The sequence below is a fragment of the uncultured Sneathiella sp. genome, from assembly GCF_963976355.1.
In the GTDB taxonomy this organism is placed as follows: Bacteria; Pseudomonadota; Alphaproteobacteria; order Sneathiellales; family Sneathiellaceae; genus Sneathiella.
This window is the reverse complement of sequence record NZ_CAXBKA010000003.1, coordinates 103,540-117,582: the sequence shown is the minus strand read 5'-3', so window position 1 is coordinate 117,582 and position 14,043 is coordinate 103,540. Positions and strand designations below refer to the sequence as shown.

Annotated in this window: 16 protein-coding genes; 8 read left to right on the top strand and 8 right to left on the bottom strand. The window is 53.8% G+C overall.

The window, feature by feature from the left end; genetic code table 11:
• The first annotated feature begins 21 nt into the window (after nucleotides 1-21).
• Complete coding sequence (locus AAC599_RS07555; RefSeq protein ID WP_340149794.1) at nucleotides 22-612, top strand: HD domain-containing protein; 591 nt, start codon at nucleotides 22-24, stop codon at nucleotides 610-612.
• Here AAC599_RS07555 and AAC599_RS07550 read toward each other — a convergent pair.
• Nucleotides 609-1,487: a LysR substrate-binding domain-containing protein gene (locus AAC599_RS07550; RefSeq protein ID WP_340149793.1), complete on the bottom strand. Its 879-nt coding sequence runs from the start codon at nucleotides 1,485-1,487 to the stop codon at nucleotides 609-611. The genes AAC599_RS07555 and AAC599_RS07550 overlap by 4 nt on opposite strands.
• A 175-nt stretch (nucleotides 1,488-1,662) precedes the next feature.
• Between AAC599_RS07550 and AAC599_RS07545 the strand changes: the two genes are divergently transcribed.
• The 7 genes from AAC599_RS07545 (at nucleotide 1,663) to AAC599_RS07515 (ending at nucleotide 10,847) form a co-directional block, all read left to right on the top strand.
• Nucleotides 1,663-2,865 carry a 2-aminoethylphosphonate--pyruvate transaminase gene (locus AAC599_RS07545; RefSeq protein WP_340149792.1) on the top strand — a complete coding sequence of 401 codons (1,203 nt, stop codon included), beginning with the start codon at nucleotides 1,663-1,665 and terminating at the stop codon, nucleotides 2,863-2,865.
• A 29-nt stretch (nucleotides 2,866-2,894) separates the two neighbouring features.
• The gene (gene phnA / locus AAC599_RS07540) at nucleotides 2,895-4,160 is read left to right on the top strand and encodes a phosphonoacetate hydrolase (RefSeq protein ID WP_340149791.1); all 1,266 of its coding nucleotides are present in this window, start codon (nucleotides 2,895-2,897) and stop codon (nucleotides 4,158-4,160) included.
• 5 nt (nucleotides 4,161-4,165) lie between these two features.
• On the top strand, nucleotides 4,166-5,629 hold the full coding sequence (gene phnY / locus AAC599_RS07535) for a phosphonoacetaldehyde dehydrogenase (RefSeq protein ID WP_340149790.1): 1,464 nt from the start codon (nucleotides 4,166-4,168) through the stop codon (nucleotides 5,627-5,629).
• Between the two features lie 224 nt (nucleotides 5,630-5,853).
• On the top strand, nucleotides 5,854-6,873 hold the full coding sequence (locus tag AAC599_RS07530) for a putative 2-aminoethylphosphonate ABC transporter substrate-binding protein (RefSeq protein ID WP_340149789.1): 1,020 nt from the start codon (nucleotides 5,854-5,856) through the stop codon (nucleotides 6,871-6,873).
• A 90-nt stretch (nucleotides 6,874-6,963) separates the two neighbouring features.
• Entirely contained in the window at nucleotides 6,964-8,121 is a 1,158-nt protein-coding gene (locus AAC599_RS07525) for a putative 2-aminoethylphosphonate ABC transporter ATP-binding protein (RefSeq protein ID WP_340149788.1), read from the top strand.
• Nucleotides 8,121-10,136 (top strand): putative 2-aminoethylphosphonate ABC transporter permease subunit, encoded by a 2,016-nt coding sequence (locus tag AAC599_RS07520; RefSeq protein WP_340149787.1) that lies wholly within the window; start codon nucleotides 8,121-8,123, stop codon nucleotides 10,134-10,136. Before AAC599_RS07525 ends, AAC599_RS07520 begins: the two co-directional genes overlap by 1 nt.
• A 21-nt stretch (nucleotides 10,137-10,157) precedes the next feature.
• Nucleotides 10,158-10,847 carry a 4'-phosphopantetheinyl transferase superfamily protein gene (locus tag AAC599_RS07515; protein ID WP_340149786.1) on the top strand — a complete coding sequence of 230 codons (690 nt, stop codon included), beginning with the start codon at nucleotides 10,158-10,160 and terminating at the stop codon, nucleotides 10,845-10,847.
• A gap of 7 nt (nucleotides 10,848-10,854) precedes the next feature.
• Here AAC599_RS07515 and AAC599_RS07510 read toward each other — a convergent pair whose 3' ends face one another.
• From AAC599_RS07510 to AAC599_RS07480, 7 genes are all read right to left on the bottom strand, one after another.
• Nucleotides 10,855-11,247, bottom strand: a complete 393-nt coding sequence (locus tag AAC599_RS07510; RefSeq protein ID WP_340149785.1) for a flagellar basal body rod C-terminal domain-containing protein — start codon at nucleotides 11,245-11,247, stop codon at nucleotides 10,855-10,857.
• Nucleotides 11,248-11,340: 93 nt separating this feature from the next.
• Nucleotides 11,341-11,673, bottom strand: a complete 333-nt coding sequence (locus tag AAC599_RS07505; RefSeq protein WP_340149784.1) for a hypothetical protein — start codon at nucleotides 11,671-11,673, stop codon at nucleotides 11,341-11,343.
• Nucleotides 11,674-11,683: 10 nt separating this feature from the next.
• Nucleotides 11,684-12,181: an EndoU domain-containing protein gene (locus AAC599_RS07500; protein WP_340149783.1), complete on the bottom strand. Its 498-nt coding sequence runs from the start codon at nucleotides 12,179-12,181 to the stop codon at nucleotides 11,684-11,686.
• 31 nt (nucleotides 12,182-12,212) lie between these two features.
• Nucleotides 12,213-13,004 carry a flagellar type III secretion system pore protein FliP gene (fliP, locus tag AAC599_RS07495; protein WP_340149782.1) on the bottom strand — a complete coding sequence of 264 codons (792 nt, stop codon included), beginning with the start codon at nucleotides 13,002-13,004 and terminating at the stop codon, nucleotides 12,213-12,215.
• Nucleotides 12,997-13,302 carry a flagellar biosynthetic protein FliO gene (locus AAC599_RS07490; RefSeq protein WP_340149781.1) on the bottom strand — a complete coding sequence of 102 codons (306 nt, stop codon included), beginning with the start codon at nucleotides 13,300-13,302 and terminating at the stop codon, nucleotides 12,997-12,999. Before AAC599_RS07490 ends, fliP begins: the two co-directional genes overlap by 8 nt.
• A gap of 78 nt (nucleotides 13,303-13,380) precedes the next feature.
• Nucleotides 13,381-13,665: a hypothetical protein gene (locus AAC599_RS07485; protein WP_340149780.1), complete on the bottom strand. Its 285-nt coding sequence runs from the start codon at nucleotides 13,663-13,665 to the stop codon at nucleotides 13,381-13,383.
• A 34-nt stretch (nucleotides 13,666-13,699) separates the two neighbouring features.
• Entirely contained in the window at nucleotides 13,700-13,984 is a 285-nt protein-coding gene (locus AAC599_RS07480; protein WP_340149779.1) for an EscU/YscU/HrcU family type III secretion system export apparatus switch protein, read from the bottom strand.
• Nucleotides 13,985-14,043 lie beyond the last annotated feature (59 nt).

Here is a 14,043-nt window from a genome sequence, read left to right as displayed (position 1 = left end):
TTCTGAAACAGAGAGTGAGCGATGACGAAACCCGACTTTTCCGAAATCACCAAGGACAATGTTGTCGAATTTATCGCCGGCATTTTTGAACGGCGCGGGGCGGAGGAGTATCTCGGAGAGCCGGTCACGATATCCGAGCATATGTATCAGAGCGCGCAGCTGGCCGAGGAGGCGGGCGCGAGCGAGGAAATGATCGTCGCGGCGCTGCTCCATGATATCGGGCATTTCACCAACGAATTCCCGGACAACGCGGCGGAACTCGGCATCGATAGTCACCATGACCGGGCCGGGGCCGCGGTTATCGCCCCGTATTTCCCGAAGATGGTGACGGACTGTGTGCGTCATCATGTTTCAGCGAAGCGGTATCTTTGCGCGACGGACCCGGACTATTTTGCCAAACTGTCAGAGGCTTCCGTGCTCAGCCTGAAACTGCAGGGCGGCCCAATGACGCCCGAGGCCGCGGATAGATTTGCCCGCAACGGGGATGTCGAGGCCATTGTCCAGGTGCGTAAATGGGACGATGAAGCCAAGGTGCCGGGCAAGAAAACCAGATCCTTTGACTACTATGCGCCGATGCTGCAACGGGTTATTGACAGGGCAGTACAGGATTAGGTCGGCGCCGCCTGTAGCTGGTCCTGCGTCATTTTCATGAATGCGCTCACCAGATTGCCCCTTCCACGCTCCTTGAGGCAGATCAGCGCTTCGTCCATCAGAGGCTTGCAGCCGGAAATGGGAATCTTGCAAAGCCGCTCATCATGTCCGAACTCCGCCTCCGAGACGATGCCGATACCAGCGCCACTCGCGACGATTTCCCGAATGGCTTCGCGCCCCACCGCCTCAATGGTCGGTGTCAGGGTTATGCCTTCGGATTCGGCAATCTGCTCCAGCTTGTACCGGGTTTTTGAGCCTTTCTCCCGCAGGACTAATGGCTGCCGGGCCAGTTCTTCCAGGGAGATGGAGTCCAGTTTCGCGACCGGATTATCTTTGGCCGCAAAGGCGATAATCGGGGTCGAACTTAGTTTGATGATGTCGAATTCACGGGATTCAGGAATTTCGCCAAGGACGCCGATATCCGCTTCATAGCTGCAGAGCTTGTCAACTATCTCGGTCGTATTTCCGGTGCTGACGGAAATAAAGACGCCCGGGTACTTTTCGCGAAACGGTCCCAGCACCGGGTTAAGATGCTGAACGGAATCGGCAATGATCCGCAGCTTGGCAGAGCTGAGGGCTCGCGATTCTGACAAAAGAACATATGCCTGATCTTCCACATCGAACATACGATGGGTGACTTCGAGCAGCTTTTTCCCGAATTCTGTGAGGGTAATCTGCTTTTTTTGCCGATTGAACAACAAAACGTCATACTCGGCCTCTAGTTTTCGTACCTGATCCGATATGGCTGGCTGGGTTAAAGACAGAGCCTCTGCCGCGCGAGAAAATCCGCCGTGAATGGCGACATAGTGAAAGGCGCGTAACTGAACATACCTCATGTTTTATCCGATCAAAGATACTAACCAACGTAATTATAACCCGAAGTTTGCTCAGGTCCTAAAACTATCGTTTAAATTTATATGTCAATTTTAAATAACGATTTTACAAATATTACGTTGCGGCATACGGTTTGGATCACTTCTGAAAAATTTTTGCCTGAAAGGGTATGGAGCAATGGCAGCAGATCATGACAAGGTGGCGAATATGGCGTTTCCTTCTCCGCATATGGGGGAGCCTTATCTGCTGACGCCCGGTCCCCTGACGACGTCCCTGAAAGTCAAGCAGGCCATGCTGAAGGACTGGGGTTCATGGGACGGTGACTTCCGGTCGATGACGGCGGCCATGTGTCAGAAGCTGCTGGCCATTGCCGGGGATGGCGGTGCGGAATTTGACTGCGTCCCGATGCAGGGCAGCGGCACTTTCGCTGTTGAGGCGATGCTCGGTTCTTTCCTGGCGAGAGACAGCAAGACCCTGGTCCTTGTGAACGGGGCCTATGGCAAGCGCATCGTCGAATCACTGCGGTATCTCGGGCGCGATCATCTGGTGATCGACAAGGGCGATTATATGCCGCCGCGCGGTGATGAGGTGGCGGCGGCGCTCAAGAGCGATCCGGCCATTACCCATGTTGTGCTCGTGCATTGTGAAACCAGTTCCGGCATCCTCAACCCCGTGCAGGAGATAGCCGAGATTGTTGCGGCGGCGGGACGCAAGCTGTTGATCGATTCGATGAGTGCCTTTGGCGCCCTGCCTCTTGATGCGCGGGAAACCCGGTTCGAGGCCATGGTATCTTCCGCCAATAAATGCATAGAAGGCGTGCCGGGATTTGGTTTTATCATCGCCCGCAAGTCGGCATTGGAAGCCGCGGAAGGAAACAGCCACTCCCTCAGCCTCGATGTGCATCAGCAATGGATGAATTTCAAGAAAACGGGGCAGTGGCGCTTTACGCCGCCCACCCATACCGTCGCCGCCTTTACCGAAGCGCTGAACCTGCATGAGCAAGAAGGCGGCGCTCCCGGACGGCTGGCGCGGTATGAACGGAACCGGGATGTCATGGTTGCGGGAATGCGGGATCTGGGTTTCGAGACGCTTCTGAAAGATCGCTGGCTGTCGCCGATCATTGTCACCTTTTTCAATCCGGTCCATCCGAATTTCAGCTTTCCGCAATTTTACGACCTGATGAAGGGGCGGGGCTTTATTATCTACCCGGGCAAACTGACGGTTGTGGACAGCTTCCGGATTGGCTGTATCGGCCGCCTGGATGAGCATGTCATGCGCCAGGTTGTGGTTGCCGCCCGTGAGTCGCTCGCTGAAATGAACGTAGACAGCGCCTGTCCGCCGGAATCCGCCCTGAAGGAGCGTGCCCGGCTGGCGGCCTAGGTTTTCTCTGAACTGGAGTTTTTTGATCCATGAACAAAATGTCCCGAAACGGTATCACTGTAAATGACCGGAATTACCCGTTCCCGGGCCGCACAGCAGTGGTCATCTGCCTCGACGGATGCGAGCCTGCCTATATCGATGCGGCGATCGAGGCCGGAGTGATGCCAACGATGAAACGCATACGGGAAAAAGGCACCATGCAACTGGCCCATTGCGTCATCCCGAGTTTTACCAACCCCAACAACATGTCAATTGCGACGGGTCAACCGCCCGCCATACACGGTATTTGCGGGAATTTTCTTCTCGATCCCGAGACCGGCGAAGAAGTGATGATGAATGACCCGAAGTTCCTGCGGGTGCCGACGATTTTCAAGAGTTTCTATGACGCGGGCGCCCGCATTGCCATTGTGACCGCGAAGGACAAGCTAAGGGCGCTTTTGGGGCATGGCCTGAAGTTTGATGAGGGAAGGGCGATCTGTTTTTCAACGGAGAAATCCAATACCACCACCCGCGAGGAGCATGGCGTTGACAACGCCTCGAAAGAACTGGATATCCCGGTGCCGAGTGTCTACTCCACGGAGCTTTCCGAGTATGTCTTTAACGCAGGCGTCAAGCTGATGACGTCCTTCATGCCGGACTTGATGTATCTGACGACAACGGATTATGTCCAGCATAAGGCCGCTCCGGGGACGAAGGACGCCAACGCCTTTTACGAGATGTTTGATTCCTATCTCACGAAGCTGGATTCCCTCGGCGCGGCGATCATTGTAACGGCCGACCATGGTATGAAAGCCAAACACAAGACGGATGGATCGCCGGACGTGATCTATCTCCAGGACCTGCTGGATCAATCAATCGGGGAGGGGGCAGCCCGGGTCATCCTGCCGATCACTGATCCTTATGTGGTTCATCACGGGGCCTTGGGGTCCTTCGCGACCGCCTATCTTAAGCCGGATGTCGACAAGGCCGCGGTGATCGAGATGGTCCGGGCAACGGAAGGTGTCGATCTCGTGCTGGATCGGGAAGCCGCCGCCGCGCGGTTTGATCTGCCTGCGGACCGGATCGGGGATATCGTTATTGTCTCGGGGGAGAATCAGGTGCTGGGGACATCGGCGGATCGGCATGACCTTACGGCGCTCGATGTGCCGTTGCGATCCCATGGCGGATTGAGCGAACAGGTCATTCCCTTTATTTCCAATGTGGCGATACCGGATTTGCCGGAGGCACCGGCGCTGCATAATTACGATGCCTATTATTATGCGACACGCGCCGCCGCGACGGCCTTTGCAGAATGAATAAGATGACGGCAGGAAAAGGGGCGCGTTCAATCCGCAAGGAAGCGATGCGGATCGGTGGACGGAAAGTCAGCACAGAAGATGTTGTTGAGGTTCGCTATCCATACACCAATGAGGTGATTGGAACGGTGCCCGCCGGAACCGCAGAGCATGCGCGCGAGGCGTTCGAGATTGCGGCGCAGTACAAGCCGACATTAACCCGTTATGAGCGGCAGCAGATTCTTTTTCGCGCCGCAGAGCTTATCCGTCAGCGGCGGGAGCAGTTGGCGGCGGTGATCACGCTGGAGCTTGGGATCTGCCATCAGCATGCGCTCTATGAAACCGGCCGTGCCTATGATGTTTTCACTCTTGCCGGCCAGCTTGCCATTCTCGATGACGGACAGATTTTCTCTTGTGACCTGACTCCCCATGGAAAAGCTCGTAAGATCTATACCAAGCGGGAACCGGTGAATGTGATTTCGGCAATTACCCCGTTCAACCACCCGCTCAATATGGTGGCGCACAAGATCGCTCCGGCGATTGCCACGAATAACTGCGTTGTCTGCAAACCGACGGAGCAGACGCCGCTGACCGCGATTGCGCTTGCAGATATACTTTATGAGTCGGGGTTGCCGCCGGAAATGTTTCAGGTCGTTACCGGCTGGCCGCAGGATATCGGGGAGGAGATGATTATCAATGGTCATATTGATATCATCACCTTCACGGGCGGCGTTCCCGTCGGCAAGATGATTGCCGCCAAGGCGGGATACAAGCGCCTTGCGCTGGAGCTCGGCGGCAACGATCCGCTGATCATCCTCGATGATCTGAGTGATGATGAGTTGGTCAGGGCGGCGGAAATCGCTGTTGCTGGCGCCACAGGTAATTCCGGGCAGCGCTGCACCGCCGTCAAGCGCATTCTTGTGCAGGAGAATATTGCGGATAAGATCGTGCCGCATATTCTTGAAAAAGCAAAGAAAATAAAGTTTGGCGACCCTCAGGATCCGGATACGCAGCTCGGCTGTGTTATTCATGAACAGGCGGCAGAAACTTTTGAAAACCGCGTTTTCGCAGCTGAAAAGCAGGGCGCGAAAATTCTCTATCATCCGGGACGGAAGGGGGCCTTGCTGCCGCCGATCGTTATCGACAACGTCCCGCATGATAGTGACCTGGTGTTTGAGGAGACGTTCGGACCGATTGTCCCGATTGTCCGCGTGCCGAATGACGATGTCGAACTGATGAAAATTTCGAACTCGACGCCGTTCGGTCTTTCTGCGGGCGTCTGTACCAACCGGCTTGATCGGATTACGCGATTTGTGGATGGCTTGGATGTTGGGACCGTCAATATCTGGGAGCAACCGGGATACCGTATCGAGATGTCGCCTTTCGGTGGCGTGAAGGATTCGGGGAATGGCGTCAAGGAAGGGGTGCTGGAGGCAATGAAATTCTTTACCAACGTTAAAACCTATTCACTGCCATGGCCGACAGAATAATGCTATAGTCAATAAAAGCGACGCCCCCAACGTCTTTGCGTAATATTGTAATATCGATTAAATTTATATATCCATAATTATAATAGATTTCTTCTATTTGTCACATTACGCCAGTATTGAAATGAGTATCGATAGATTAACGTCCGGATGAAGATCAGATATGATCCTAAGGGACAGATTTATTTCAGTTATTTCTAAACTACTTACCAAGGGAGAGCGAAACGATGGTAGACTTTAAGAAGGTGGCTTTGGCGTCTGTTGGCGGGCTGTTGGTTGCCAGCAACGTGACAGCGGGCGAGCTGACCGTTTATACAGCGGTTGAGGCGGAAGACCTGAAACGCTACGCCGAAGAATTCAACAAGACCCACCCCGATATTGAAATCAAATGGGTGCGCGACTCCACCGGCGTTGTTACCGCCAAGCTGCTGGCAGAGAAGAACAATCCACAAGCTGACGTGATCTGGGGTCTCGCTGCGACGTCACTTCTGCTGATGAAATCGGAAGGCATGCTGGAACCATATGCCCCGGCAGGCGTTGAGAATCTCGACAAGAAATTTGTCGACAAGAGCAACCCGCCGACCTGGACGGGCATGGATGCCTGGGTTGCCTCTGTCTGCTTCAACACTGTCGAAGGCGAAAAACTGGGCCTGACAGCGCCAACCTCATGGAAAGACCTGACCAAGCCTGAATATAAGGGCCATGTCATCATGCCGAACCCGAACTCATCAGGGACCGGTTTCCTGGACGTGTCCAGCTGGCTGCAGATGTTCGGTGAAGAGGGCGGCTGGGACTATATGGATGCCCTGCATGAAAATATCGCTCGTTATACCCATTCCGGCTCCGCGCCTTGCAAACTTGCGGCATCCGGTGAAATTCCGATCGGCATTTCCTTCGCGTTCCGTGGCGCCAAATCCAAGGCCGACGGGGCACCGATTGAAATTATCGTGCCGGAAGAAGGTGTTGGCTGGGATATGGAAGCCACTGCCATTGTCGCCGGTACGGATAATATTGAAGATGCGAAGAAGCTTGTCGACTGGACCATCACCAAGGAAGCAAACGTGATGTATAACACCGGTTATGCCGTTGTTGCCTATCCGGGTGTGGCCAAGCCAGTTGAGTTCTTTCCTGAAAATCTGACGGAAAAAATGATCGATAACGACTTCGAATTCGCGGCGAATAACCGTGCGGCCATCCTTGAGGAATGGCAGAAGCGTTACGATTCCAAATCCGATCCGAAGAGCTGATTTCACAGCAAACGAAAAGAAGGCATCGCAATTGCGGTGCCTTCTTTTTATAATGATCGAACAGACGCCGGATGATTATAAGGGGGTATAATGGGTGCGGAGACTTTGCTGGAAAAAAGCACTGACGGCGACGGACAGGAATCCTATCTTCGGATAGACAATTTATGGAAAGCCTTTGGCGATTTCATTGCACTAAAAAATATTTCGCTCAGTATCTCCGATGGTGAGTTCGTCTGTTTCCTTGGGCCATCCGGCTGCGGAAAGACAACCTTGCTTCGGGCTATCGCGGGCCTTGATCTGCAAACCTCCGGCAGGATAGAGCAGGCGGGGAGGGATATCTCCAACCTGCCGCCGGCCGAGCGGGATTTTGGTATTGTTTTTCAGTCCTACGCCCTCTTTCCTAATCTGACAATTGAGAAAAATATCTCCTTTGGGCTCGAGAATGCCGGCCTGTCAAAGTCGGTGATTTCAGCGCGGGTGAAGGAACTTCTGGAACTTGTGGGGCTTCCCGACCAAGGGAAGAAATACCCGGCCCAGCTTTCTGGTGGTCAGCAGCAGCGTATTGCTCTTGCAAGGGCCATTGCCATGTCCCCCGGCCTGTTATTGCTTGATGAGCCGTTGTCCGCCCTTGATGCCAAGGTCCGGGTGCATCTGCGTCATGAGGTGAAGGAACTTCAGCGCAAACTCGGGATCACTACGGTGATGGTTACCCATGATCAGGAGGAAGCCCTGTCCATGGCGGACCGCATTGTGGTCATGAATCATGGCGTGATTGAGCAGATCGGCACGCCGACGGAAATCTACCGGGAGCCGGCAACCTTGTTCGTGGCTGATTTTATCGGCGAGATGAACCAGGTTGAGGCAACGGCAGCCGAGAAGACGGCAGAGGGCAAGTCGACCGTCAGAATCGGATCGAAGGTGTTTACTTGCGGCGATCACGATTTTCCGGTGGGCACAGATGTTATCGCAGCCGTCCGTCCGGAGGATGTCGTTCCTCATGGCGCCTATTTTCACGACAAGATCGCAGAGACGGAAAATGCCATTGCCTGCCGCGTCAATGAGATGGAGTTTCTCGGCTCCTTCTGGCGGACCCGCCTGTCCAGCGAGACATTGGGCGATACCGAAATTTTCGCGGACTTTTCCATTAACGCCATCCGGCGGCTGGAGATTGCGGAAGACACGGATATTGCTATCGAGATTCCGGGGAACCGGCTCAAGGTATTCGCTGCCAAAGCAGGTGATCACTGATGTCTGTGACAACACAGGATCATTTGCCTCAGGGGCGGCCACTCGCCGCCAGGCTTGGACGTGACGATTGGCTGATGCGCTCTTTTATCCTTGTGATAGCGCTATATCTGGTGCTGACGCTGGCCTTCCCGCTCTACGCCATGCTTTCGAAGGCATTCTCGACATTTCAGTTCGATCTAACGCAAATTGAATTACAGGTGAGTGACGATCAGGGTAACTTCAGTGGCGAAATTCTCTCTGCCGCAACCCTGAACGAGGAGCTTGACGCGATCCCGCAAGAGGAGATGGCAGCCAGCAGTGACGGCCGATTAAGCCTGGTGCCGCTGTTCCCTGATTTCAGTTTCAGAAGTCCCGTCCTCTACAAGATCCGCGGGACAACGCCGGAAGCGGTTTATCTGATCGGGTCGGAGCGAAGGGCCGGGACGGAGTGGGCCGAGGTCGATTCCAATACTTTCCGCAAAGTGGTGTTAAGGCCGGTCAAGTCTGTCGGTCTCAGTAACTTTGCGACATATTTTTCGACGCCGTCCCTGTTCCAGTCTATCGGAAATTCTGTCTTTATTTCCGTCATCAGTACGATCGTGACAGTCAGTCTGGCCTTCGCATTCGCCTATGCGCTCAGCCGAAGCTGTATGCGTTTCAAGGGCGCCTTCCGTCTGATTGCCATGGCGCCGATATTGGTGCCGTCCTTGCTGCCGGGGATTGCGCTGGTTTACCTGTTCGGCAATCAGGGCATGTTGAAAGAACTGATGATGGGGGAATCCATTTACGGACCTTATGGGATCGTTCTGGGGTCCGTGTTCTTCACCTTTCCCCATGCCATGATCATTATTACCACAGCGCTCGCCATTTCTGACGCGCGGCTTTATGAGGCGGCCGTGTCGCTCCGGGCCAGTGCCTGGAAAACCTTCTGGACCGTGACGGTGCCGGGCGCGCGCTATGGCCTGATATCGGCGGCCTTTGTCGTCTTCAATCTGGTGATAACCGATTTCGGCCTGCCCAAGGTCATTGGCGGGCAATACAACATGCTGGCCGTTGACATTTACAAGCAGGTGATCGGGCAGCAGAATTTTGAGATGGGCGCCGTGGTTTCCGTGGTTCTGCTGATGCCGGCCTTTCTCGCCTTCGCCGTCGATCGGCAGGTGCAGAAAAAGCAGGTAGCGTTGCTCTCGGCACGGTCTGTAGTCTATGAGCCAAAACCCGACCCGCGCTTTGACTGGATATGCTTTGCGTTCTGTTCTCTGGTTGCGGTCTTTATCCTTGGTATTCTGGGGGTTTGCCAGTTTGCCGCGCTGATCAAGTTCTGGCCATATGATCTCTCCCTCAGCCTGAAAAACTACAGCTTCGACCTGATGGATGGCGGTGGATGGGATGCCTATCGCAATTCCATCAAGCTAGGCATATTGACGGCTGCTTTCGGGACGATTGTCGTCTTCACTGGGGCCTATATGGTGGACAAGACACGTGGGTTCCGGACCGGACGGAGCCTGTTCCAGTTCCTGGCCATGCTGCCGATGGCCATCCCCGGTATGGTTCTGGGCCTTGCCTATATCTTCTTTTTCAATAACCCCGACAATCCGCTCAATGTGATTTACGGAACGATGACAATTCTGGTGATCGTCACCATTACCCATTTCTATACGGTGTCGCACTTGACCGCAGTGACGGCCCTCAAGCAGATGGATAGCGAGTTTGAATCCGTCGCGGCGTCCCTGAAACAGCCATTTTACAAGCTGTTTATGCGGGTTACGGTGCCAGTCTGCATGCCGGCCATTCTGGATATTGCGATTTATCTGTTCGTGAATGCCATGACGACCGTTTCGGCCGTTGTCTTTCTTTATTCAACGGATACGGCGCTCGCGTCCGTCGCCGTGCTGAATATGGACGATGCCGGCGATATCGCGCCAGCGGCCGCCATGGGGATGATGATTTTCTATACCAATGCCGCCGCCCGTATTCTGCATCTGGCGGTGTCGAAGGGTATCCTGAAGCGAACGCAGGCCTGGCGGACGCGTTAATGGTTCGCATGAGCGATTTAGATGGATTTTGACTGGGAAAATACGCATGTCTATTATGCCGATATCGGCGAAGACGGCGGGCTCGACCTGAACCGGTGCTGGAAGGCGTTGAGTGAAGCCGAAAAAGCGCGTGCGGGACGGTTTCGATTTGACCTTCATCGGCACCGTTATGTGCGGGCTCATGGTCAGATGCGACACATTCTTGCAACCTATCTTGATGTGTCTGCAGATCGCATTCCCATTGAGACGGGACATCGCGGTAAGCCGTTTATCTCCACCGAACAACTCTATTTCAATATGTCCCATTCCGCGGATACCGGCGTTTTCGTGGTGACCCGGAGCGGCGAAATCGGCATTGATGTCGAAATGTTTGACCGCAAGGTGGAAGTCGATGATCTCAGTCGGCATTATTACACCCCGTCAGAGCAGGCTCATCTCGCATCCTTTGACGGAGCGGATCGGCGGGAGCTATTCTTCTGGCTGTGGACCGCAAAGGAAGCGCGGATGAAGGTTACAGGGGAGGGGTTGGCGCTCGATCCACGGCATATCGATGTGGAAATTGAGGCAGGAAAGCCGGTTTCCTACCGGCTGCCGACGCGGCCCAGAGCAAGCCTCGCCCATGTTGTCCTGCCGGAGCTTGCGGGCGCCTGTAGTGTGGCCGGGCTGTTCACGCCGTCGCTGGACATAAAGACGTTAGCGGTTTCGGGTTGAATGACCGTCAGCTTTTGATGTCCAGCGTTACTTTCTGAAGTTCGTTCCAGACTTCGAACATTTTCACATTTGCTTTGTAGCTATGCAGCGCGAGGTTCTGGTTAATGATTTCGCTCGCAAGATCCACATTCGGACTTTCAACAAGGCCTTCGTCATTGGCAAGGGGGTTGTTGGGAACAAATGCATTGACCGTTGCCGGATCACGTTCACGAACTTTCACGGTTGGTGCTCCGGTCTCATCGGTGGTCTGGACCGGCTCAATCGCCTTATAGGATTCATTTTCGCCTTTGGCGCCGGGGGAGCCGACACTGTCAATATTGACAATGTTCTGTGCGGAAACCTCCGCCCGTTTCGCCGCCGCCGTCATTCCGCTGATCGCGGAGCCCAGTATTGTAGTCATGATTGTCTCCAATCAATACAATTTTAAATAAACTTTATACGAATATAATATTTCATATAGACACTTTATAGGAGAGTAACCCTTAATAAATCATTAAGAAATCGGCCTGTTCCCGGATATGAAGGCGCGCCAGCGGTCCAGTAGATAGAAAAGGTCCTCGCGCGCGCCTTCCTGCGCTCCCTTGTCATCATCAAAAAGCGGCTCGATCAGGTATTTGTCCGGCGTCAGCGTCAGGGAGAAGGCATTCCCTGTGATCTCAAAGCCCCCGCCGAGTGCGTTTGCCGTTCTGTCGAGTAAATAATCGATGAGGGCAATATCTCCCTGAATTTCCGTTTCAAGATATTGTTCCAGAAGTTTGTTTTCTGGTGATATTTTTGCGGTGATAAAGCCCGTCTTCTCGTCACGTTTCATCAGTATCGCAAGCATACGGGCTCTTTCAGTCGGCGACATAAAGGGGGTAGGCTGTGGTAATATGACCGTTCGGGGAGCGATAGCCCTCGATCAGAAAGTCATGGCCGGATCGCCCGCGCCATCTTGCGCCGTCGGGTAATTCATTTGTTGAGACGGCAAGAAGGATGCTGTCGATAATTTCCTCTCTTGAGAAGTTATCCGGAAAAAAGCTGGAGAATTTTTCCTTCCACCGATTTTCTGCAGGGTCATATATCTCGACCGTGGCCGTATAGACGCCGACCCGATTCGGTTCGGAAAGTATCTTCTTTATGCGTGAATGGCTGTCAGATCCGTTCCGCGGAGCAACATGGAACCCCACGGGCTTTCCCTGATGATTAATCTCTCCATCAAAGATATGGTTGAGATCAAGGTTGGGCGCAGAAGCTGTTGCTCTATCGGTAGGCGGTTCGGAGAAGGGTAGGGAGAGTGCAAAATAAGCGGCGAGAGCGGCCAGCAGGACAATGAAAAGCCCTGCCTTTTTCATTAGGGACAATCGGCGAACAGATTTTCGTCCGCTAGCCCGCACCATTGACAAAACTCTCGACCAGGCTTTTCGCGACCAAGTTCCAGCCATCGACCAGCACGAAAAAGATCAGCTTGAAGGGAAGCGAAATCATTACCGGTGGCAACATCATCATACCCATGGACATCAGGATGGACGCGACAACCATATCGATTACGATAAAGGGAACGAATAGCAGGAAGCCGATTTCGAAGGCACGCTTCAATTCACTGATCATGAAGGCGGGCACAAGGACCTTGAGTGGGACCGCTTCGGGTGTCTCGGTCTCTGGTGTCGCGCTTAGATCCATAAACAGCAGCACATCCTTCTCCCGCGTATGCAGAAGCATGAAGGTCCGGAAGGGGGCAATAGTCCGTTCGAAGGCTTCAGCCTCATCAATCTGCTCGTCGATCAGCGGGACAATCCCGTTTTCATAGGCGCTTTCAAAGGTCGGCGCCATGATGAAGGCCGTCAGGAATAGCGCGAGGGAGATAATCACGACATTCGGCGGCGTCGATTGGACACCCAGCGCACTACGAAGCAGCGAGAGCACAACGATGAGCCGCGTGAACGAGGTTGTGACGATCAGGATTGCCGGGGCAAGGCTGAGGACCGTCATCAGGACGACCAGCTGAACGATCCGTCCTGTCAGCGGCCCGGCATCCTCGCCCAGGTCAAGGGATATGGATTGGGCCAGCACCTCCAGCGGGAGGGCCAGTATCGCAACCGCAAAGGCTAGGCCGAGCAGGGAGCCCTTGTTTTTTGTTATAAAGCGCAAGCCGCGCATTACGGATAATTTACTCATGCGATGTCATCTCGCCCTGTTCAGCCGTGTTTTTCGAAGGAATATTCTGCTCGACCACCAGGTCCCGCTCAGGCCCGAGCAGCAGCAGATGCTCCCGATCGTCGCGCTTCACCAGAACAAGCCGCCGCTTCGCATCGACAGCAATTACGTCGGTAACGGAAAGTCGCTTTGGGCTGGAGGGATCGCGTGTCGCCCTCGGAACCATGCCAAATCGCCGGGCAAGCAGGGTGATAAGCGCAATGAGGCCAAGAACAACAAGCAGGCCGACAATATATTTCAGGTATTGTACGGGTTCCATATGCCTGCCATTTTTGTCTTCGTCCGGTCAAATTACGCGTGTCGGACACACAGTAGCGGGCCTTGGCGGATTTGAAAACTATTCTTTATTAAGGCCGCTTTCCATCGCGTGAATATCGCGGCCCAGGGCATCGTGCCGCTGCTGGATTTCATCGGAAAGCGTGTTGAGCGACTGCATCACCTGATTCATGAATTTGGTGAGCTCAATCCTGTCGTCTCTTGGCGCACTCTGAACCCGGCCCTGAACACGGACGATTTTTTCCGGCAGAGATGCCATATCGACCATGATGCCATTCCGGGTCTGTTCCAGATAGACCGAAATATCATTCAACAGATCCGAAATATCCGAATTTATTGTCGACATGTTTTCCATTATATTGTTGTTGTTAAGCTGGACGTTAATCCTGGCACCGGTAAAGATACGACAATATCTCTGAAACCGCGGCGAAAGCCTCCAACGGGATAGGGCAATCTACCTCGATTTCCGACAATATTTGTGCAAGATCAGAATCGGTGCGCACCTTTACACCACGAGCGAAAGCCAATTGCAAGATTTGTTCAGCAATTTCTCCTTTTCCGCTCGCGGTCACCCGGGCAAGGGCGTCCGGATTGTCCGCATAGCTGAGGGCCACGGCGATCGTACCGTCTGCGCTGTTTTGCGGATCATTTTCGTTCTGGGCCATCTGTTTCTCCGGTCGAATAAGACCAGTTTAGGAGACGATAGCGTATGATAATTAATTTT